This is a genomic window from Colwellia sp., assembly GCF_013214175.1.
Classification (GTDB): Bacteria; Pseudomonadota; Gammaproteobacteria; order Enterobacterales; family Alteromonadaceae; genus Colwellia.
This window is the reverse complement of sequence record NZ_JABSPA010000003.1, coordinates 601576-624922: the sequence shown is the minus strand read 5'-3', so window position 1 is coordinate 624922 and position 23347 is coordinate 601576. Positions and strand designations below refer to the sequence as shown.

Here is a 23347-nt window from a genome sequence, read left to right as displayed (position 1 = left end):
AACTAAAGCTTTTCTCTTTATCGATAACCCCCTATAATTTTGATATTACATTACTTAATCACTTTAGAGACTTAATATGGCTGAACAAAACGAAGAACTTAAAAGAGCTGGATTAAAAATCACCCTGCCTAGAATTAAAATACTAAGTATTCTTCAACAGCCAAATAATCAGCACATCAGTGCTGAAGATGTGTATAAAATATTACTAGGGCAAAATGAAGAAATTGGCTTAGCTACTGTATACCGAGTATTAAACCAATTTGATGATGCTGGTATCGTTACCCGTCACCATTTTGAAGGTGGTAAGTCAGTATTTGAATTAGCCCATAAAGCGCATCATGATCATTTGGTTTGTTTGAAATGTGGTAAAGTGGTCGAGTTTGAAGATAATGTCATTGAACAAAGACAAAAAGATATTGCCGTAGCTAACAAGATCAAGCTAACTAATCATAGCTTATACCTATACGGTGAATGTGAAGATCAAGAGGCTTGTGAGTCGTACAGAAAAAAACATCAATAAAGACATTACTAGTTCGGGTGACTATGCTTACCTAGTTACCCAAAAATAAAAACGCTGCGATATCACTATCACAGCGTTTTTTGTTGTCTTGCTTTTACCTATTGAAAATCAACAATTGAATTAGGAACCTTGACTGATATTGCTTAAGCTTTTTCAAGTAAGCTGAAACCAATACTATACAAGTACAGTTACCTTCCCTTCGATATGCTCAGCAAGCTATTTGAGTCGTTAAGTAAATTACGCTTTTTTCAAGTAAGCTGATACTAGAACTATACGAGTGCCGTTTACTTTCCCTTCAATATGCTCAGGGTTATCCGTTAGCGTAATACCGCGTACTAACGTGCCTTGTTTGGCAGTAAAGTTTGCCCCTTTAACTTTTAAATCTTTAATTAGGGTCACATTATCACCGTCTTGTAATTCTGCACCATTACTATCTCGGGTTGGTCCATTACTACGCTCCGCTGCTATACCCTGCTCTGCCCAGGTTTTAACTTCATCTTCCAAGTAAATCATCTCTAAGGCGTCTTGTGCCCAACTTTCTGTAGAGAGTTTGTGTAACATTCGATATGACATGACTTGTACCACTGGCTCTTGATTCCACATACTGTCATTTAAACAGCGCCAATGGTTAAGATCTAACTCGCTTTGGCCTTCAATCTGTGACAAGCAATTTTGACAAAGATAAATAGATTGCTGAGCACTTAAGTCACTTGTTGGCGGTACAGGATAAACTGCCAGCGTATCGGTACTGGTACAAAGTTCACAGCTATTATTACTACGTGTTTTTAATGCTTGTTCTGCAGGCATAATTTTTCCAAAGATATTCGTTATTTTAATAAGCTAATTATACCCGCATCGCCTTATATTTCTATGAAAAAACTTACTTTAACGGTTAAATCCCCTCGTTTATCGATTACCCCTAGACAATGGCTATTCTTCAATGATAAAACTCCCCCCATAATTATAAACTACTGAGTAGCAGGCTAAACTATGACCAGCGCAACTACAGCCAATGTATCTTTTTTTCAAAAACTTAAATCAACCAGTTTGGTCAGCCAAATAATCGTCGCTATTATTTTAGCTTGCCTATTAGCAACCCTATCACCAGAATCAGCTAAGGCATTCGGCATGCTCGGCAGCTTATTTGTCAGCGCCTTAAAAGCGGTGGCGCCAATTCTTGTGCTGGTATTGGTCACCTCTGCTATCGCTAATCAAAAGCTCGATAGTAGTGCTGAGTTAAAGCCTATCATTGGCTTATATTTCTTAGGCACCCTGAGTGCAGCCTTTATTGCGGTATTATTAAGTTTTGCCTTTCCCACTGAGCTGACTTTAGATTTAGCCGGAGCGAGCGCTAACCCACCACAAAAATTAACCGAAGTTTTGGCTACGCTGGCTTTTAAAGTGGTTGAGAACCCAATAACAGCTATTGCTACCGGTAATTTTATCGCTGTACTTGCTTGGGGCTTGGGCTTAGGATTTTCATTAAAACATGCCAATGCATCGAGTAAAGCTATGGTGCATGACTTAAGCGAAGCAATCTCGAGCATTGTTCGTATGGTAATACGCTTTGCACCACTAGGGATATTTGGTTTAGTAGCGAATACTGTTGCCACTACCGGCTTTAGCGCTTTAGGTGAATACAGTCACTTAGTGGCCGTGCTACTTGGTGCGATGTTAATTATTGCCTTGCTGGTTAACCCGCTTATTGTCTTTGTTATCACTAAGAAAAACCCTTACCCTTTGGTTTTTACTTGTCTTAGAGAGTCAGGCATTACCGCCTTTTTCACCCGTAGTTCCGCAGCAAATATTCCAGTAAATATGGCCTTATGTAAGAAGTTAGATTTACATGAAGACACCTATTCGGTATCAATTCCATTAGGCGCTACTATTAATATGGCTGGTGCCGCTATTACGATTACCGTGCTAACCTTGGCGGCAGCGAATAGTTTGGATATTGAAGTTAGCTTTGCCACGGCAATATTACTGTCAGTGGTTGCCGCTATTTCAGCTTGTGGTGCCTCTGGTGTCGCTGGTGGCTCACTATTACTTATTCCATTAGCCTGTGGCTTATTTGGCATCAATAACGATATTGCTATGCAGGTTGTTGCTATTGGTTTTATTATTGGCGTTATTCAAGACTCAGCCGAAACGGCATTAAACAGTTCAACAGATGTGGTGTTTTCAGCAGCAGCGTCGCATCATATAACTAAGTAGTAAACTGCCAGATAAACAACAGCTGACGTTGATATAAAAAAGGCCGATAGTAAATTAGTACTATCGGCCTTTTAAAATTCTAATACTCATTTTGAACTTAGAAGTTTAGAAGTTTAGAAGTTTAGAAGTTTAGAAGTTTAGAAGTATGGTCAGAATTTTTATAAAATGTAGTTAAAGAATTGCTTGCTCATAGTCATCGTTTTACCAGACTAACTCCAGTTTATAGTGATGCTTTTTTCATTGCCCTTGGCGATAAATGGCTGACAAATAAAATGCCCCACCGCTGCCACCAACTCATTATCGTAATATAAAAAAGCAATACGCTTACGCTGCCAAGGGGCAATATTTAACTCTTGCAGTACTTTTTTGACGCTACGGGAATGCTGCCTAAAATCAGGCAAACACTTAGGATTATGATGACTAAAACGTACAGTGACACGCTGTCTCTGTTTAGGAAAAATAATAGCTGACGGGCCATTAGCATTACCGACATTATGATTGAAAATCAGTTGCCCTAAGTTATCCGGTAAAGTGACTTCAGTGTTGTCTTCGCATAAAGCAACTGACGTTTGCCAATCACTTAAGTCTTGATAGTCTGGTGTTAAGTAAAGCGCACCTTTAAAGCGGCGAAAAACTTGCCCTGACACTTTAATTTGTGGACTTTTATCATCAGCTGCCTGTAACTGCTGTCTAACTTGATTCACCTGTTCAGTAGTTGGCATCAAGCAAGCATGCTGCGCCATAAAATAGCGAACTAGGTTATTAAAACGGGCTATTGATAATGACTGCAAGCGATCAATATGTAAACTGTGTTCACTGGCACTACATACGCTTAAGTCTTGCTCGGCAAGTTCATCCAATAATTCTTGTCCAGCTAAACAGTGGCTGGCACTTCGATTAATGGTATGACTAATACTAGGCCAACGCGCACGTAAAAGTGGCATGACCTGCTGCCGAATAAAGTTACGGTCAAAACAAGTATCAAGATTTGACTCATCCTCAATCCAATTAAGCTTGTGAGCTTGCGCATAAGCTTCTATTTCTTGTCGGGATATACTCAATAGCGGACGAACTAATAAGTGCTGAGCAAGTTGAGTTTGCGCTGACATAGCTGCTAAACCTTTTAAACCTGCACCTCGTTTCAGCGCTAATAAAAAGGTTTCACTCTGATCATCACTATGATGGCCAGTTAACACCAAAGACTTTTGAGCCCTTAATTTTTTCAAAGCATGGTATCTAGCATCACGTGCTAAAGCTTCAAGCGAGTGTTGTGCTTGCGCTTGTACATGCACACTTTTAACAACGAGTTTAACCGAAAGCTTGGTACATTCTTGCTGAGCGAATTGCTGCCAATGCAGGGCATTGTCACTTAAGCCATGATTAACATGACAGACCGTTATGTCATTATTGATAAGTTTTTTTTGCTTTAATTGCATTAAAGCGTGTAACAGAACCTGGGAGTCAATACCGCCACTATAGGCAATAACTAACTCAATATTTCCATGTATTTCGAAAAGACTTTTGAGGGTGTTATGAAGGGTTGTTATTATATTATGCATAGTAAAAAACCGGCAGCTATATCCAAGATAATTGAAAATACTGCCGGTTGAGTTGTTTAGCAGTAACCAAATGACATTAATCTGTCATAGCGTTGCTCAATCAGCTCATCTTTACTTAAGCCTTCTAAGTCAGCTAGGTCTTTCTTAAGTGCTTGCTTAAGATGTGCTGCCATAAGATCCATATCGCGATGTGCTCCACCTAATGGCTCTTCAACAATAGTGTTGATTAAATCTAATTCTTTAATGCGAGTGGCAGTAATGCCCATAGCTGCAGCTGCGGTAGGCGCTTTCTCAGCTGTTTTCCATAAGATAGATGCACAACCTTCAGGAGAAATTACTGAGTAAGTTGCATATTGCAGCATGTTAACTCTGTCACCAACACCAATGGCTAAAGCGCCACCTGAGCCACCTTCACCGATTACAGTACAAACGATAGGTACAGTTAAACGTGCCATTACTTTTAAGTTACGCGCAATCGCTTCACTTTGTCCACGCTCTTCCGCACCAACACCAGGGTAAGCACCAGGAGTGTCGATAAAAGTGATGATAGGCATATTAAAACGTTCAGCCATTTCCATTAAACGTAGCGCTTTACGGTAACCTTCTGGACGCGGCATACCAAAGTTACGTTTAACTTTCTCAGCGGTTGAGCGGCCTTTTTGATGACCAATAATCATCACAGGTTTGCCATCTAAACGTGCGGTACCACCAACAATGGCACTATCGTTTGCATAAGCGCGATCACCGGCTAACTCATCAAATTCAGTAAAGATACGCGGAATATAATCAAGTGAGTAAGGACGTTGTGGATGACGTGCTACACGCGCAGTTTGCCATGGGTCAAGATTGGCAAATATTTTCTTAGTTTGCTCTTTGTTTTTTTCGCGCAACTGCGTGATTTGCTCTTCTAAATCAAGATCAAGCTCTTGGCCGTTATTAACCAACTCTAGCTCTTCAATTTTTGCATCAAGTTCAGCAATAGGCTGCTCGAAATCTAAAAAGTTTAATGACATGCTTATTTTTACCTAATAAATCTAGTTAATTTTTAAAATAGTTTTTAAACTATGCAACATATAATATTAATCAATATAGCTTTGTTAATATATTCTGTTGAATAGTAAGTTATTTAAATTCCATGGCGACACAGTCGTCACCAAGCAATATTTTTAATTCGTATAGCAACTTATCGGCTGGCGTTACTCGCCATTGCACGCCTAACTCGAGCATAGCTTGAGCTTCTTCGCGCTGATAAAAAACCCGCACTGGACAGGTACCTTCTTTAAAAGGCGTTAACACCTGAGCAAACTGCTCGATAAAATCATCTGCTATCAAGCTCTTATCGACTTTAACATCAATTGAGCTGAGATAATTTTCACGCGCGGCAGTGACGGTCATTATATCCCGAGCGGTCATTGTATTACCACTTGAATAATCATCAAAGCTGACCTGTCCGCTACAAACCAAAATAGCATCATTTACTAGCAGTTCAGCGAAGCGATCATAGTCATCGGGAAAGAGTCGAATATCCATTCGGGCACTCTTATCATCCAAGGTCACTAATGCCCAGCGACGCCCGCGCTTATTGACTAACACGCGTACACCAATAACTAAACCAACGGCTACTGCTTGCCTATCTCGACCGGTAGGTTGCATGGCAACCAGTCGATTAGAAGAATATTTTTTTATTTCACTTAAGTAACGATTAATTGGATGTCCGGTTAAATAAAGACCTAAAGTTTCTTTTTCACCGTCAAGCCAAACTTCTTCCGCCCAAGCTCTGACCTCTTTATAAGATTGTCTAGAGTCTGTTTGCTCATCATTGATCAAACCAAATAGATCATTTTGTCCTAATGATTCCGCCTTGGCATGCTGCTCTGCCGCTTTAATCGCTTCAGGCAAACTTTCAAAGAGTGCAGCACGGTTAGCGCCCTGCTCTGTTGGAGTGCCTTTTTGATATTTCGGCCCTAAACTATCCATAGCGCCCGATTTAATTAATTTTTGCAGTACACGCTTATTAGTTTTCTTCAAATCTAGGCGAGCACAGAAATCAAATAAGTCGGTAAAAGGACCTCCCGCTGTGCGCGCGGCAATAATGGCTTCAATAGGCCCTTCACCGACACCTTTAACAGCGCCGATGCCATAAACAATTTGATCGTCTTCATTGACGGTAAATTTATATTGCCCGGCATTTACATCAGGCGGTAATAAGTCGATACCCATATTGCTACATTCATCAACTAAAGTAACAATTTTCTCAGTATTATCCATATCCGCCGACATAACCGCAGCCAGAAAAGGTCCCGGAAAATGCGTCTTCATCCACAATGTTTGATAGGAAACTAAGGCATAAGCGGCAGAATGAGACTTGTTAAAACCATAACCAGCAAACTTCTCTACTAAATCGAAGATTTTCATTGCCAGTTCGCCATCAACACCGCGATCTATAGCACCTTTTTCAAAGCCCGCACGCTGCTTGGCCATTTCTTCTGGTTTTTTCTTACCCATGGCACGACGCAACATATCTGCGCCACCAAGTGAATAGCCCGCCAGTACTTGCGCAATTTGCATGACTTGTTCTTGGTACAAAATGATGCCGTAGGTTGGCTCAAGAACGGGTTTTAAATCAAGATGCTGCCAGGTTTCATCGGGATAGCTAACTTCTTCACGACCATGTTTACGCTCGATAAAGTTATCAACCATGCCTGATTGCAATGGCCCTGGTCGAAACAAAGCCACCAGAGCGATAATATCTTCAAAGCAATCCGGTTTTAATTTCTCAATTAACGACTTCATACCGCTAGATTCAAGCTGGAATACCGCCGTGGTTTTCGAGGCAAGTAATACCTTAAAACTGGCTCTATCTTCCAGATCAATTTTAGTAATATCAATGGGCTCTTTGCCAGCTTTAAGCAATTTCACATCAGCCATTTCAATGGCCCATTGCAAGATTGTTAACGTTCTTAGCCCTAAGAAATCGAACTTAACTAAACCCGCATCTTCAACATCATTTTTATCAAACTGGGTAACCGGATTTTTACCTTCGTCATCACAATAAAGTGGCGCAAAATCAGTGATGGTAGTCGGAGAAATAACCACGCCTCCGGCATGTTTACCGGCATTACGCGTGGTACCTTCCAAAATTCGGCACATATCAATAAGATCTTTAACTTCCGGATCTTGTGCATAAATTTCAGGTAGCTTAGGCTCTTCTTCAAAGGCTTTAGCTAAGGTCATGCCAGGTGTTGGCGGAATAAGCTTTGAAATTCGGTCAACAAAACCATATGGATGACCGAGTACACGACCAACATCACGGATAACGGCTTTCGCCGCCATAGTACCAAAGGTGATAATTTGCGAAACCGCATCACGGCCATAAAGCTCGGCCACATGGTCAATAACTTCATCACGTCTGTCCATACAAAAATCGATATCGAAATCTGGCATGGAGACACGTTCAGGGTTTAAGAAACGCTCAAAAAGTAAATCATATTCAAGAGGATCAAGGTCGGTAATATCAAGTGAATAAGCAATCAAAGAGCCAGCACCTGAACCACGACCAGGGCCTACGGGTATATTATTATCTTTACTCCACTGGATAAACTCCATTACGATCAGGAAATAACCAGGAAAACCCATATTATTAACAACTTCAAGCTCTATTTTTAAGCGTTCATCATAGCGCGCTCTAATTTGTGCAAAGTCTTCGGCATTACGATCAAATAGTTGGTCGAGGCGTTTTTCCAAACCTTCTTCTGAAACTTTAATAAAGAAATCATTAATCTCCAACCCTTCGGTTGGGAAGTCCGGTAATACATATTCGCCTAAAGTGACGGTGACATTACAGCGCTTCGCTATTTCAACACTGTTAGCTAAAGCTTCAGGTATGTCACTGAATAATTCACACATTTCAGCTTCGCTACGCAAATACTGCTGCGTACTGTAACGCTTCGGGCGCCTCTTATCATCTAGGGTAAAGCCGTCATGAATGGCAACACGAATTTCATGGGCATCAAAGTTTTCAGGTTCGAGGAACATCACTTCATTAGTAGCAACTACCGGCAAGTTTTGCTGCTCTGCCAGTTCTACGGCAAGGTGAATATAGTTTTCTTCATCCTCTCGACCCGTTCTAATTAGCTCAAGAAAAAAACAACGGTCAAAGTGTTGCTGATAAAAGTGTACCATCTCATTAACAAGTTCAGTATTACCTTTTAACAAGGCTTTACCAATATCGCCTTCACGACCACCTGAAAGTATGATCAAACCTTCTTTATATTCAACTAACCATAATTTATCAATAACAGCCTTGTTTTGTACATGTCCACGCAGGTAGGCTTTAGAGATGAGTTCAGTTATATTTTTATAACCAACATTATTGGTAGTCAGTACCACAATGCGTGACAGCTCATCTTCTAGCTCATCACTTTTCACCCAAAAATCACAGCCAATGATCGGCTTGAGACCAGCGTTATGTGCAGCATGGTAATATTTCACTAGGCCACATAAATTCGTCTGATCAGTTAGGGCTACCGCTGGCATATTAAGCTCAGCAGCTTTAGCGATGATAGGTTTAACTTTCTTTAAACCATCACACATAGAGAAATCACTATGCACACGTAAATGTATAAATTTAGGCGGCACATAAACGCTAGACTCGGCTTCGGTCGAAATATCAGTCATGCTTTCCCCCATGCTATTTGTCATGATAAGTCCCTAGCACCCTAGCGACAGGTTTAAAACTTTGTCGATAGCAATCAAGTACACCATGCTCAATGATTTTTTCTAAATGTAACTTGGTTGGATAACCTTTGTGTTTGGCAAAACCATACTCAGGGTGGAGTTTATCTAGGGCGATCATTTCACCATCACGGGCGACTTTAGCAATAATGGAAGCGGCACTTATTTCGGCAACGCGCGCATCACCTTTTACCACAGCTTGGCTAGCTATTTTAGCACTTTGTGCTTGCTCATCTAGGCTTGAACTTAAAAAAGTTGGACAGCGATTGCCATCAACTAGGACAAAATCAGGCTCTACGCTAAGCCCAGTCACAGCGCGTTGCATGGCAAGCATGGTAGCGTGCAAAATATTTAAGGTATCTATTTCTTGCGGGTTAGCCCGTCCCAATGACCAAGCAATAGCTTTTTCTTTTATTTCAATAGAAAGTAAAGCGCGTTTCTTTTCAGATAATTTTTTTGAGTCCATTAACCCTTCAATCGGATTATCAGGGTCTAGAATGACTGCCGCAGTAACCACATCACCAACTAATGGGCCACGACCAACTTCGTCAACACCAGCAATACAATAGGCGACGGGATACTCAAAATCTGGAAAAGTTTGCTTGCTCGGCATAAATTTAGTCTTATATTATTTATTAATTACTATTGATTGAATTATTTTAAATTGATTGAAATTATTGATCAGTTAAAGGCTTAGTCGATAAAACATCAAGTACTGCTTTGGCTGCTTGCACACTGGCATCACACTTTAGTTGCTGGTGTATGGCAAGGTAGCTCTCATTAAGCTGGCTTTGATCTTGATATAATCGCTCTTTGATTAACGGCACAATATTGTCAGGGCAAACTTCTTTTTGCAATAATTCCGGTACTAAAGACTTATTTGCTAATAAATTAGGCAGAGAGAACCATTTCAATTTAACCAACCAGCGAGCTAAGAGAAATGTTACTGGGCTGAACTTATAACAAATCACCATGGGCCTTTTGATCAAAGCGGCTTCTAAGGTTACTGTACCCGATGCTGTTAATAAGCAATCACTGGCTGCCATCACCGCTTGGGTTTGATTGAGGATAACTGTGACAGGCAAGTCTGGGGCAAGCTCAGCTTTAAGGGCATTGAATTGCTCAGTGCGTTGTTCACTGATCATAGGTGCGATAAAAAGTAATTCACTATCTTGGTCGTATAATTGTTTGGCACTTTCAAAAAAGTCACTAAGTAAGCGAGATAATTCCCCACCGCGACTACCGGGCATAAGTGCTAATATTTTTTGCTCTTGCGCTAGGCCTAGCTGAGCCCTAGCCGCCGCTTTATCACTATGCATGGGGATATCATCGGCAAGGGGGTGACCAACAAAGGTACAAGGTACATTATGTTTATCGTAGAAGGCTTTTTCAAAAGGTAATAAAGCCAATACCATGTCAGTTGCTTTGGCTATTTTAAAAATACGCTTTTCACGCCAAGCCCATACAGACGGGCTAACATAATGCACTGTTTTAATGCCCTGAGCTTTAAGTTTCAACTCTAGACCAATATTAAAATCAGGTGCATCAATGCCAATAAATACGTCTGGCTTATGGCTGGTAAAATAATTGCTTAAGGTTTTACGGACATGCAGTAAACGTCGGATACGGCCAAGTACTTCTACTAGTCCCATCACTGACAACTCATCCATAGCAAATAGACTTTCAAAACCAAGCGCTTGCATTTTTGGACCGCCAATACCAATAAACTCAGCATTAGGGTGTGTTTTACGTAATGAAGTTATCAGGCCTGCGCCTAGGGTATCACCTGAATGTTCACCAACAACAATAGCAAAGACAAGTTGTTGATGAGCTTTTTGATTCTGAGCAGTCATAGGCGTTAAAGGTACTTAAAGTGAACGGTACCTATATTAACGGTACCTATAGTAACGGTATCTGTACAAAGTACAGGTATTAACGACACATGGTTAACGTACTAGGTTTAACGTACTAAATTTAATGTACCAAATTTAATGTACTAAGTTTAACGAATGATGCCGCGATTAGATTCTTTGATTGAATCACAAAACAATTGTAATTCTGGGGATTGTGCTGGCATTTCGCTGATTAGCTTTAATGCTTCATCAACGGAAAAACCTTGGCGGTACATGATCTTATAAGCACGTTTAATGGTTAAGATAGTTTCTTTACTAAAGCCACGACGCTTTAGCCCTTCACTATTTAAACCAAAAGGTTTTGCTGGTTGCCCTGACGCCATAACATAGGCTGGCACATCTTTAAGTATTAAGGCATTACCGGCTATAAAGCTATGGGCGCCAATACGACAGAACTGATGTACTCCTACCATGCCACCAATAATGGCATGATCACCAACGTGAACATGACCAGCAATAGAAGCATTATTAGCAAAAATACAATGGCTGCCAACTATACAATCGTGGGCAACATGGGTATAAGCCATAAATAAATTATTACTGCCTATTTTAGTAATACTATTATCTTGAATAGTGCCACGGTGAATAGTACAGGACTCACGAAAGGTATTATTGTCACCAATAACTAACTCTGTTGGTTCACCTGCGTACTTAAGATCCTGACAGTCTTCACCAATACTGGCGAATTGAAAAATACGGTTACCTTTACCTAACCGTGTTGGGCCATTAATAACCACATGTGAGCTAATTTCACAGTTATCACCAATAACAACATTACTGGCGATATAGGTCCATGGACCTACGGAAACATTTTCGCCAATCACTGCGCCTGGCTCAATAATAGCTTGGGGATGAATCATATGTTTAATCTTCTACTGGATAAGTGAGCGTTTGTTATTAAATAAAAGTTATAAGGCGCGACGTGCACACATAAGATTGGCACTACAAACTACCTTGCCATCAACTCTTGCCTCACCATAAAACTTCCACATGCCTCGACGTTCTTTAAGCAGTTCAACATGTAAATGCATGGTATCACCGGGTAATACCGGTTTTTTAAACCTAGCTTTGTCTATTGAGGCAAAGAGGTACATTTCATTATCTTCACGACCTTCGGTACTTTTAAAGCCTAGTATACCCGTTGCCTGTGCTAAGGCTTCTAAAATTAAAACACCAGGGAATATTGCTAACTCAGGAAAATGGCCAGTAAAAACAGGTTCGTTTATCGTTACATTTTTAATAGCATGTAATGTTTTCCCTGGTTCATGATCTATAACTTTATCAACTAATAACATTGGGTATCTGTGCGGTATCAATGTTTTTATTTCGTTAAGATCGATTGGTTTTTTTACAGTTTCCAAATGAATATTCCTTGTTGGCTAGCGCGATTAGTTAATAGAGAACTAATCGCTTACTATATATACGTCCGCATCATCTTGAGTGATGGAAGAGACTTTGCCGTATTTTACGCATTGGCGGGGGTAATAGCTAGTTATTCGCGAGTAATTTTTCTAACTCTTTCACTCGTTTAGATAAGCTATCTAGTCGCCGAACCCTAGCATTGGTTTTATTCCATTCTTTATTTGGCGCTACTGGCATACCAGAAGAATAAACACCTGCGTGAGGGATATCTTTGGTTACCATAGCCATACCGGTAAAAACACAATTATCAGCAATATTGATATGGCCATTTACGCCAACCAAACCAGCAATGGTACAATTCTTACCCATTACTGTACTACCGGCAATGACACTACAAGCCGCCATCGCGGTGTTTTCACCAATGATAACGTTATGGGCAATTTGTATTTGATTATCTAAAATCACCCCATCGCGTATTTCGGTATTGTCCAATGCACCACGGTCAATGGTAGTACTGGCACCAATTTCGACGTGATTACCAATAATTACACTACCCAACTGGGGGATTTTATGCCATTTGTATGGGCCTTTCACTGGCGCATAACCAAATCCATCAGAGCCAATAACGGTATTAGCCTGAATTAAACAATGGTGACCAATTTGAACTTGATGGTAAACAGTAATATTTGCCCAAAGCGTAGTCGCTTCGCCAATTTTCACTCCTTGACCAATAAAGCAGCCAGCACCAATGCTGACGTCATCAGCTAATTGAGCGCCAGATTCAATCACGGCATTAGCACCAACACTGACATTTTTACCGATAACAACATCATCAGCAATAACGGCACTTGCATGGATACCACAAGCAACTTTTGGCGTGCTGTTAAGTAAATTAGCAAGAATGGCATAACCCATATAAGGGTTAGCCATCACTAGGGCACTGACAGGACAAGACTCAACAGCATCGGCAGTAACAATTACTGCGCTCGCCTTGGTTGAACTAAGTTGTTGCTGGTATTTGCTATTAGATAAAAAAGCCACCTGCCCGCTAGCTGCATTTGCTAGCGTTGCTAAGCCATTTATTTGAGCTGAAGCCGCTTTGGCGTCATCTAGCTCTGCTGGCACTACCAGTTTAGCATCTAGCTTGATAGCTATTTCAGCTAAGGTGTAAGTCATATCATTGCCTTTTATTACAATTATTAAGACAATCAGTCGTATTAATAATGAGTGTTAACAGCCTATTAAAATTTACTTAAGCTTACTTACATGCTCTACCACAAGATCAGTAATGCTAGCACCCGGTTTAGAGTAAACTACCGCTTGTTGAGAAAGTACTAGATCATAATCTTGTTTCGCCGCAATATTATCAACAGCTTGACGAACTAAAGCGATGATTTTATTAGTCTCTTGGTTTTGACGTTGAGTCGCTTTTTGCTGTAGTGCTTTGCCTTTTACTTGGTACTCTTGAAATAAAGACTTGATTTTAGTATCCAATTCTTCTTTTTCTTTAACACTCATTAATGAGCCATCACGTTTAAGTTTTTCTTGATAATATTTAATATCTTTTTCAAGTTGAGTGATGATAGATTTTTCATCTTTAAACTCGGCTTCTAAACTTTGCATTAAAGCCGCTGTTTGTGGAATTTTACCCATAATTTCTTGAAAATTTACTACGGCAATCTTTTGATCAGCAGCCATTGCTGAACTTGCTAATAACATACCTGACGCAGCTACGCCCATAACCATGGTTTTTATAACTTTATTCAACGTTGTTCCCCTTTATTTATTATTTGTTTCTTGCCATTAACAATGACAATTTTCCAGTCGGATAATATAGCAAGATTAATTCATTTAACGTAACTAAAATCTATTGTTTAAAGTGATTTAGAACGTTTTACCAATATTAAAGCTAAAGAATGAAGTATCGTCACCTTCTTCTTCCCTAACGGATTTAGCAAAGCTAAATATCATTGGTCCCATGGGCGAAAGCCATTGGATAGAAATACCCGCTGAACTACGAAAACGTGATGGATCAGAAAAATCAACAATCTTATCTTGTTCATTCTGTGCTAGATCTTCGTAATCTGCGACATTAAACTCGGTATCCCAAACACTACCTGCATCCCAAAAAATACTAGTACGGACACTATTGCCATAACTTTCATCTAAAAATGGTGTTGGCACTATCAACTCTATACCCGCAATTGCCATGGCATTACCACCAACAGAGCTTGGGCTAACATAAATAGAGTCATTATCTGGACCTAAACAACAGCCACCTGGAATTGATTGTGGCGTACGATATATTGCTCGTGGACCAATGGTATTGTTTTCGAAACCACGTAAGGTATCTGCACCACCAGCACTAAAGTTCTCCCAAAAAGGTAGCAGTTGATCGTTACCATCAACTTCCCCATAGCCGTTAGCGTAGCCTAACTGGATGCGAGTTAACACCGACCATTTTTGATTACGGGTTAATGGGAAATAAAACTTGGCATCATAATTTAGTTTGAAATACTGTAAATCAGACTTTGGTGAGGTCATTTTTGCATTCAATCTTTGTGATGAACCTGCCGTTGGGAAGGTACCACGGTTTAAAGTGCTACGAGATAAACCAGCATTTAAATCTAATGTTCTAAAAGTTAACTGACCATCGGGATCATTAGGATCAGCATAAATATCATAGAAGTCTTGAATTTGATCATAGGCTTGCAATTGTGATATTTGGTTAAACTTCCAACCGACACCAAAGTTTAATCGTAAGTATTCATTAACTGGGAAGCCCCAATTTAGACCCGCGCCAAAGGTTTTATTTTTATAATCAACCATATTGGCATTACCGGCATCGTATTCGCTATAGTAAACTTGTCCGCCAAGAGAAATGGCATCGACAGTAAAATACGGGTCGGTATAAGAAATGGTGGCACTTTGTTGATAATAATTTTTGGCAACATTAAAACCAAGCTGGTTACCCGTACCTAAGAAGTTATTTTGCTGAACGCCAGCGTTTAAGCTTAATTTGGTTTCTGAACCATAACCAATACCCGCATTAAAAGACCCTGATGGTTGCTCTTTTACGGTAAAGTCAATATCAACTAAGTCGTCTTCGCCTTGAATTTGTTTAGTTTCAAACTCAACAGTTTCCATGTAAGGCAGACGCATCAACCAAGATTTTGATGACTCTACCACGCCATTAGATAACCAAGCCCCTTCCATTTGACGCATTTCACGGCGCAAAACATTATCAGCAGTTACATGGTTGCCGGTAAAGTTAATACGATTAACATAAACACGTTTACCTGGGTCAATGGATATAGATAATTTAACGGTATGAGTTTCATCATCAACCTCAGGAATGGTTCTTACTTTAGGGTAAGCATAACCGTAACGTCCTAAGAACTTACTAATAACCTCTTCGGTGTAAGTGACTTCTGCGCCATTATACAATTCATCTGCTTGCAGAGGGTTTATGGCACGGATAGTATTTTCAAAACCAGCCATATCACCAATAAAGTCAACTTCACTAATAGTATAAGTCTGCCCTTCGCTGACATTTAGCGCGATATAAACCGCCTTTTTATCTGGGGTCATTGATACTTGAGTGGAATCTACTTTAAAACGTAAATAGCCGCGGTTAAGATAATAGCTATTAATTGTTTCCATATCTCCTTGCAGCGCTTGTTTCTGGTACCTATCTTGCGCCATAAAGTTCCACCATGGCGAATCAAAGGTCAACTCTATTTTATCTAATATTTCTGCATCAGAAAAAACTTCATTACCGACAATGTTAATTTGCTTAATGGAAGCGGAGTCGCCTTCAACAAAAGTAAATTCTAAGTTAACTCGATTTCTCGGTAAGTGGGTGATTTTAGCGGTAACTTTGGCATTATATTTACCGACACTGTGGTAAAAGTTTTCTAAGCCCATTTCGATGCCTGAAATGACAGTACGGTCAAGGGTTTCACCAACACGAATATTACTACCATCAAGGCTTTCGGTTAACTGCTCATCTTTAAGGTCGCTATTACCGTCAAAGATTATATCACTGATAGTTTCTCGCTCTTTTACCCGATAGACCAAGCGGTTGCCATCACGGTAAACACGGATATCATTAAAGTGACCCGACTGATAAAGTGACTTAATTGATTGTGATATTCTAAATTCATTAAGATTATCACCAACATTAAAAGGAATATGAGTTAATGCAGCACCTAAAGCAACTCGCTGCAAGCCCTTAACTTCGATATCTTCAACTTGAAAGCTTAGTGCAGCTTGGGCGCTTGGTGCCGATGTACTTAGGGCGTCATGCTGCAGACCTTTAACGTCAATATCTTTAACTTGAAATCCGGTTCCGGCTTGAGCATTTTGTGTCGATGTTCCTAGTGCACCTAACAGGAGGGCAAAGGCAATTTTTTTCATGATCATAAATTATAAACTTCGTTACTTCTTTTTATAAAAACTATTAGCTACACACTCAAAACATTACTATTGCGCTAACTCTCAACTAAAATCGTAAATAAACAATCCATCTTTGCATATTCTCTAAGACACATATCTTGAAGTTGGTCTATTAAACCTTCTCCCGTATTGCCCTCAACTTTCCCTGTAAAGGCGGTAACAATATCACAGCTAGCAGGAATAAGTGTTGCTCTTGCTTACGTTACCCTAAAACCCGACTAAAATCATCGAATAAGCCAATGGCACTTTTTAATAACAAATAGTCATCAATAACGCTTAGGCGCCAAATTCACAGTCTACTTAGTTAACCTAGCACCCGGCTGAAATCATTGAATAAGCCAATAGCACTTTTTAATAACAAATAGTCATCAATAACGCTTAGGCGCCAAATTCACAGTCTGCTTAGTTAACCTAGCACCCGACTGAAATCATTGAATAAACCAATGGCCATTAACATCAATAACGCTAAGGCACCGAATTTAAATCCAGCTTCTTGAATCTTCTCAGGCACTTCTTTCCCGGTAAAAAGCTCTATAACATAATAGAGTAAGTGTCCGCCATCAAGTACTGGTAGTGGTAAAAGGTTAATTATTCCTAAATTAATACTAATTAGCGCTAAAAAGCCTAGAAAATAAACAAAACCATGACTAGCACTGCTACCTGCTCCTTGAGCAATACCAATGGGACCACTTAAATTCTTAACTGATACATCACCGGTGATTAACTTACCTATCATGCTAAATGTTAAGGTGGTTAAATTCCAAGTTCGTTGTGCACTTTCCTTTATCGCCTCAATAGGGCCATACCTTAATTCAATTAATAGTGACTCAGGCCAGGCATCTACTTTAGGAGCTACGCCTATATAGCCAACAACTTTCCCCGCTTGCTCGACACTTTTTGGCGTCACAGCTAAGGTCAGTAGCTCACCATTTCTTTTGACGGTAATTAAGACTTCTTCTCCCGGAAATTGTTTTATTTCCTTAGCGAAACTTTGCCAGTCACTCGTCTTAACATTAGCCACTGAAATAAGCGTATCACCCACTAATAACCCTGCTAATGCTGCCGGACTGTCTTCTGCTACCGCGGACAATTCATTATGCACATTAGGCCGAAAAGGGGTAATACCTAAACTGGTAAGCGCTGAGGTTTTATCCGGTGAAAACTGCCAGTTTCGGGTATCTAAAATAAAGCTAGAAATATATTGGCTATCTGCTTGTTTGGTTTTTATGGTGATTTTGTCATTGCCAATTTCTCCAATAAGCGCCAGATTAACTTCCTGCCAATCTCGAGTAATATTACCGGCAACACTAACAATTTCGCTGTTATTGCTTAGTTTAGCTTTACCAGCAATTGAGCTTGGCGCTATATCACCAATCACAGGTTTTACCCCGGGCACGCCAATTAAGAACATAAGGTAGAAAGCAAATAAAGCAAAGATAAAGTTAGCTAAGGGCCCTGCCGCGACAATGGCTATGCGTTGATAGACGTTTTTGCTATTGAAAGTTTTATCTTTATCTTCAGGCTGAACATCATCAACACGTTCATCGAGCATTTTGACATAACCACCAAGTGGTATCATGGCCAAAACATATTCAGTGCCATCTTTAGCTGTTTTGCGCCAGATTGCCCGGCCAAAGCCAACAGAAAAACACTCAACTTTAACGCCGTTTTTTCTAGCTACCCAAAAATGACCATATTCGTGCACTGTCACTAAGATGCCCAACGCGACAACAAATGATGCTAGGTTCCACAAAAAATCAAACATGTTACTTATTACCCTTTTGCATTACAGACATTTACTGGTATTAAAATCAGCCAGTAATGTTTGTGTAAAAATGCGCACTTGCTTATCAAGGGCAATCACCTCATTTATATTATCCACCTGTTGTGAGACAAATTTTTTCACAGAAGTTTCATTTATTTTAAATATATCGGTAAATTTTATTTTTTCGTCTAAAAAAGCAGCGACGGCAATTTCATTGGCGGCATTAAGCGCAGTACAAGCAGCTTGCCCTTGTTTACAAGCATCGATAGCCAATTTTAAATTTGGGTATCGAGCAAAATCGACCGGTTGGAATTCAAAAGAGGCGGTATTAAAAAAGTCCAAAGGCGCAACGCCCGACTCTATTCGCTCAGGAAAATTCAACGCATGAGCAATTGGCGTACGCATATCAGGATTACCCATTTGAGCAATAACTGAGCCGTCTTTGTATTGCACCATTGAATGTATGGTACTTTGTGGATGCAAGACCACTTGAATATCTTCAGCCTCGATATTAAAAAGCCACTTAGCTTCAATGAATTCAAGACCTTTATTCATCATAGTGGCAGAGTCGACTGATATTTTTCGGCCCATATCCCAGTTTGGATGATTACAAGCTTCTTGTGGAGTTACCGTTGCTAATGTATCGATAGCTCTTGTTCTAAAAGGACCACCAGAGCCAGTTAACAGTATCTTACTGATACCGTTGGCTAAGAGTTGGCATTCACCAAGATTAGCTTGCTGCTGAGCGGGTAAACATTGAAAGATAGCATTGTGTTCACTATCAATGGGTAGCAATTCAGCACCCGAAGCTTTTACCGCCGCCATAAAAATAGCGCCTGAAGTAACTAAAGCTTCTTTATTTGCCAGCAAGACCCGTTTGCCTGCATTTACCGCCGCAAGCGTAGGTAATAGACCTGCAGCGCCAACAATAGCCGCCATTACCGTATCAGTAGATTTACATTGAGCAAGTTCAATTAAGGCTTGCTTGCCTGACAACACAGTAATATCGCTAAGATTAGCGCCCTTAAGCTTTTCAGCTAATTGCTTGGCATGATCACTTGAAACTAGCACCACTTGCTGTGGTTTGAATTCAAGGCATTGCTCAAATATCACCTCAACGCTAGCGTGAGCAGCTAAACTGATCACTTGAAACTTATCCGGGTGAAGACGTACCACATCTAAGGTACTGCTACCAATAGAGCCCGTTGAACCTAAAATACAAAGTTGACGTTTAAGCACTTACTTACCTCACTTTTCTAATCAAAACACTAACAATTTAAATTTTTAACTATTTAAATTGTTAGGCAAGTAATACGTAACAAAGCGCAAAAACTGGTGCCGTTGCCGTTAAACTATCAATTCTATCTAAAATACCACCATGGCCGGGTAAGATAGTGCCGCTATCTTTAACACCTGCTTGGCGTTTAAACATGCTTTCCGTTAAGTCACCTAAAACAGAAATAGTGGTGATTAATACTGTCACCATTAAGGCAGTAACAAACTCCTCAATGGACCACTGTAGTGAAATACCAACAACGACAGTTAATACTGCAGCGCAAGCCACCCCACCAAGGAAGCCTTCAATAGTTTTTCCAGGGCTAACATTAGGCATCAGTTTATGTTTACCCATTGATTTCCCAACAAAGTAAGCACCAACATCAGCACTCCACACAAGCATAAATAGATACATCAATAACTGTGCACCTTGAAATTCATCTAACGCATAGTTATTGCTGCGTAAGACCATAAAAGCTAACCAAGTAGGTACTAAGGTTAACCAGCCAAACAAAGCAATAATGACTTTATTCTGTGACCAAAAACCATTGGATTTAGGGTAGGAAAACATTAATAAAGCAGCAAATAACCACCAAATTACACTTAACCAGAGAATTGAGGATATTTCATGTTCTATACCAAAGATCACTAGCCAAGTTTTACCCACAGGCAAGAAAAACCATAACACCGCAACAAGTGCAGTGGTAACAATAACATAGGCTAAACGTTGTATTGTTTTGGTTAAGCCCATGAAGCGAGCCCATTCCCACGCACCTATAGCGATAATAGCCATTAAAAGCCCAGCAAAGTAATTAATAGGTAAATAGAAAATAGCTGTGATTGCTGCTGGCGCTAATATTAAAGCCGTAATAATTCGTTGTTTTAACAAGGGCTACCCTTTTTATTTTTATAGACAGTTGTTATAGACTTTATTAAGTCCGGCAAGCTCTACGTGTAAGATTTTCGGCTTGCTGTTATTATTTATACTTGTTCGTTTTTTGCTTGTTCACCGGTTTTGCCAAAACGACGTTCTCGCTGATCAAAGCAGTTTATCGCCTGTTCAAATTGAGCTTCATTAAAATCTGGCCATAATATATCGGTGAAATATAGCTCTGCATAAGCTGCTTGCCATAATAAGAAATTGCTAATGCGATAGTCACCACCGGTGCGGATCAACAAATCTAAAGCGGGTAGATCCGCTAGACAAGTTTGCGCATTGAGGGTCTGTTCATTAATGTCATCTAGGGTCATTGTGCCCTGTTGAACGTCACTGGCGAGTTTTTTAGCCGCTTGGGCAATATCCCAACGACCGCCATAATTTGCTGCCACAGATAATACTAAGCCAGTATTTTCTGACGTAAGTTGCTCTGATTTAGCAATATTTCTCTGTAATTTGTCAGAAAAACGACTCAAATCACCTATCACTTGAAAGCGAATATTATGTTTATGTAAACGTTTAACTTCTTTAGTTAACACATACATAAACAAGTCCATCAGTACACTGACTTCCTTTTCCGGTCGCTGCCAATTTTCACTACTAAAGGCAAAGAGTGTTAACGCTTTAACATTAGACTTTCGTGCACTAGCGACCACAGCTCGCACTGATTCAACACCGGCTCTATGACCAGAAACGCGCCCTTTACCTTGCAGTTGAGCCCAACGACCATTACCATCCATGATGATAGCAACATGTTGAGGAGTGTTTTTATTTTCAGCTTGTTCCGCTAAAGCTTCGCTATTGTCCACTACAAATTACCCACTTGAAAATTACTCACTTAACAATTTTCCATTAATCATTTAAGTCACTACTTATTCAAAGCCAATTAGTTAAAGTAAACTAGTTAAGACAGAATAAACTTATAAGTCGCTATTAAACAAAAACGCCAGTTAGCTAATTTACAGCGAGCTGGCGTTTTAAATAGAGGAACTATATTTCCATTAATTCGGCTTCTTTTTTCACTAATATTTCATCAACTTGCTTCACAAAAGTATCAGTACTTTTCTGAATTGAATCTTCAGCTTGATGATGCTCATCTTCACTGATGTCTTTGTCTTTTAACAAGCTTTTAAAATCTGAGTTAGCATCACGGCGAATATTACGAATCGCTACTTTACCGCCTTCTGCTTCGCCACGGACCACTTTAACTAAGTCTTTACGACGCTCTTCGGTAAGCGGTGGTAATGGAATACGTATTAAGGTGCCATTTGATTGTGGATTTAAACCTAAATCAGATTTCATAATGGCTTTTTCAACCGCACTAATCATACCTTTATCGAAAACGGTAATAGAAAGATTACGTGCATCTGGAACAGTGATATTACCGACCTGATTCAATGGCGTGTCCATACCATAGTATTCAACGACGATATTATCTAATAAAGAGGCATGTGCGCGGCCTGTTCTTATTTTATTCAAGCTAGTTTTTAAAGCATCAATACTTTTGCCCATACGTTCTTGAGCATCTTCAATTATTTCATCTATCACGATTATTTTCCCTAAATATTATCAAGTTAACTTTAAGCCAGTAATCTATTTTACTTGAGCTTATTAGCACTTATTTTTGACTTGAATTTCAAAAAGTTACTTATGTGTAATTATAGTGCCTTCGCTACCGCCCATGATGACAGATTTCAACGCACCCGGTTTATTCATGTTAAATACGCGAATCGGCATATTGTGATCTCGCGCTAAAGTAAAGGCTGCTAAGTCCATTACTTTTAATTCTTTATCAAGTACTTCATCATAACTAAGCTCACTATAAAGCTCAGCATTTGGGTTTGTCACTGGGTCTGCAGAGTAAATACCATCAACTTTAGTCGCTTTTAATACTACATCCGCTTCAATTTCAATACCACGTAAACAAGCTGCTGAATCTGTGGTGAAGAATGGATTCCCCGTACCTGCAGAAAAGATAACCACACGACCAGACTTTAATAAACTGATAGCATTGGCCCAGTTATAACGTTCACAGACACCCGCTAAATCAATGGCAGACATTAAGCGGGTATTAACAAAAGCACGATGTAAGGCATCACGCATAGCTAAGCCATTCATTACCGTAGCAAGCATTCCCATTTGGTCACCAACAACGCGGTTCATGCCCGCTTCTGCTAACCCAGCACCACGGAACAAATTACCGCCACCAATAACTAGCCCTACTTGGATACCCATCTCTACCAATTCTTTGATCTCTAGAGCCATACGGTCAAGTACTTTAGGATCAATACCAAAACCCTCATCCCCCATCAGTGCTTCACCACTGAGTTTTAATAATATTCTTCGATAAGCAGGCTTCGGATTGGTTGTCATAGGGAAAGATTCCTGTAGCAGTTAGGTAATAAAATTTAAGCCGATAAAAGCCGAGGTCAAAAGACCGCGGCTATTTTAATACGTTTAGCGCACTCACGAAAGTCTAAACTGAAAAAACTCTTTTTTTTTGTGTAAATAACCTGTTTTCAGGCTAAACATTAAAATCAGCCATAAAAAAACGCCTACCTAGGTAGACGTTTTTTAGTAATTAGATTTATTTAACGCGCTTAGCTATAA

Annotated in this window: 19 protein-coding genes; 2 read left to right on the top strand and 17 right to left on the bottom strand. The window is 39.9% G+C overall.

What is annotated here, in order from left to right:
• The first annotated feature begins 76 nt into the window (after window positions 1-76).
• Window positions 77-520, top strand: a complete 444-nt coding sequence (fur, locus tag HRT55_RS11135; RefSeq protein ID WP_291621242.1) for a ferric iron uptake transcriptional regulator — start codon at window positions 77-79, stop codon at window positions 518-520.
• A 237-nt stretch (window positions 521-757) separates the two neighbouring features.
• On the opposite strand, the gene HRT55_RS11130 is transcribed toward fur, so the two are convergent.
• Entirely contained in the window at window positions 758-1327 is a 570-nt protein-coding gene (locus tag HRT55_RS11130) for an alkylphosphonate utilization protein (protein WP_291621241.1), read from the bottom strand.
• A gap of 183 nt (window positions 1328-1510) precedes the next feature.
• On the opposite strand from HRT55_RS11130, the gene sstT reads away from it, so the two are divergent.
• Window positions 1511-2734 carry a serine/threonine transporter SstT gene (gene sstT, locus HRT55_RS11125; protein ID WP_291621239.1) on the top strand — a complete coding sequence of 408 codons (1224 nt, stop codon included), beginning with the start codon at window positions 1511-1513 and terminating at the stop codon, window positions 2732-2734.
• A gap of 209 nt (window positions 2735-2943) precedes the next feature.
• Here the strand turns inward: sstT and tilS are convergent, their stop codons facing one another.
• From tilS to pyrH, 16 genes are all read right to left on the bottom strand, one after another.
• On the bottom strand, window positions 2944-4293 hold the full coding sequence (gene tilS / locus HRT55_RS11120; protein WP_291621237.1) for a tRNA lysidine(34) synthetase TilS: 1350 nt from the start codon (window positions 4291-4293) through the stop codon (window positions 2944-2946).
• 56 nt (window positions 4294-4349) lie between these two features.
• Window positions 4350-5306 carry an acetyl-CoA carboxylase carboxyl transferase subunit alpha gene (accA, locus tag HRT55_RS11115; protein ID WP_291611050.1) on the bottom strand — a complete coding sequence of 319 codons (957 nt, stop codon included), beginning with the start codon at window positions 5304-5306 and terminating at the stop codon, window positions 4350-4352.
• Between the two features lie 109 nt (window positions 5307-5415).
• Entirely contained in the window at window positions 5416-8970 is a 3555-nt protein-coding gene (dnaE, locus tag HRT55_RS11110; protein WP_291621330.1) for a DNA polymerase III subunit alpha, read from the bottom strand.
• A 13-nt stretch (window positions 8971-8983) separates the two neighbouring features.
• A complete protein-coding gene (gene rnhB, locus HRT55_RS11105; RefSeq protein WP_291621235.1) occupies window positions 8984-9640 on the bottom strand; it encodes a ribonuclease HII in 657 nt (218 codons plus the stop codon).
• A gap of 61 nt (window positions 9641-9701) precedes the next feature.
• Window positions 9702-10880 carry a lipid-A-disaccharide synthase gene (gene lpxB / locus HRT55_RS11100; RefSeq protein ID WP_291621228.1) on the bottom strand — a complete coding sequence of 393 codons (1179 nt, stop codon included), beginning with the start codon at window positions 10878-10880 and terminating at the stop codon, window positions 9702-9704.
• A 149-nt stretch (window positions 10881-11029) separates the two neighbouring features.
• Window positions 11030-11800 carry an acyl-ACP--UDP-N-acetylglucosamine O-acyltransferase gene (gene lpxA / locus HRT55_RS11095; RefSeq protein WP_291621226.1) on the bottom strand — a complete coding sequence of 257 codons (771 nt, stop codon included), beginning with the start codon at window positions 11798-11800 and terminating at the stop codon, window positions 11030-11032.
• Between the two features lie 48 nt (window positions 11801-11848).
• A complete protein-coding gene (gene fabZ / locus HRT55_RS11090) occupies window positions 11849-12301 on the bottom strand; it encodes a 3-hydroxyacyl-ACP dehydratase FabZ (RefSeq protein WP_291611057.1) in 453 nt (150 codons plus the stop codon).
• 127 nt (window positions 12302-12428) lie between these two features.
• Complete coding sequence (gene lpxD / locus HRT55_RS11085) at window positions 12429-13478, bottom strand: UDP-3-O-(3-hydroxymyristoyl)glucosamine N-acyltransferase (RefSeq protein ID WP_291621224.1); 1050 nt, start codon at window positions 13476-13478, stop codon at window positions 12429-12431.
• A gap of 72 nt (window positions 13479-13550) precedes the next feature.
• Entirely contained in the window at window positions 13551-14069 is a 519-nt protein-coding gene (locus HRT55_RS11080; RefSeq protein WP_291621223.1) for an OmpH family outer membrane protein, read from the bottom strand.
• A 117-nt stretch (window positions 14070-14186) separates the two neighbouring features.
• Window positions 14187-16727, bottom strand: coding sequence for an outer membrane protein assembly factor BamA (gene bamA, locus HRT55_RS11075; RefSeq protein ID WP_291621221.1), 2541 nt, complete (start codon window positions 16725-16727; stop codon window positions 14187-14189).
• 439 nt (window positions 16728-17166) lie between these two features.
• On the bottom strand, window positions 17167-18525 hold the full coding sequence (gene rseP / locus HRT55_RS11070; RefSeq protein ID WP_291621219.1) for a sigma E protease regulator RseP: 1359 nt from the start codon (window positions 18523-18525) through the stop codon (window positions 17167-17169).
• 21 nt (window positions 18526-18546) lie between these two features.
• Complete coding sequence (ispC, locus tag HRT55_RS11065) at window positions 18547-19764, bottom strand: 1-deoxy-D-xylulose-5-phosphate reductoisomerase (RefSeq protein WP_291621217.1); 1218 nt, start codon at window positions 19762-19764, stop codon at window positions 18547-18549.
• 61 nt (window positions 19765-19825) lie between these two features.
• Complete coding sequence (locus HRT55_RS11060; protein ID WP_291621215.1) at window positions 19826-20689, bottom strand: phosphatidate cytidylyltransferase; 864 nt, start codon at window positions 20687-20689, stop codon at window positions 19826-19828.
• Window positions 20690-20781: 92 nt separating this feature from the next.
• On the bottom strand, window positions 20782-21546 hold the full coding sequence (gene uppS / locus HRT55_RS11055) for a polyprenyl diphosphate synthase (protein WP_367238742.1): 765 nt from the start codon (window positions 21544-21546) through the stop codon (window positions 20782-20784).
• A 181-nt stretch (window positions 21547-21727) separates the two neighbouring features.
• The gene (frr, locus tag HRT55_RS11050; protein WP_291621213.1) at window positions 21728-22285 is read right to left on the bottom strand and encodes a ribosome recycling factor; all 558 of its coding nucleotides are present in this window, start codon (window positions 22283-22285) and stop codon (window positions 21728-21730) included.
• Between the two features lie 96 nt (window positions 22286-22381).
• Window positions 22382-23110 carry a UMP kinase gene (pyrH, locus tag HRT55_RS11045; protein ID WP_019027068.1) on the bottom strand — a complete coding sequence of 243 codons (729 nt, stop codon included), beginning with the start codon at window positions 23108-23110 and terminating at the stop codon, window positions 22382-22384.
• Window positions 23111-23347 lie beyond the last annotated feature (237 nt).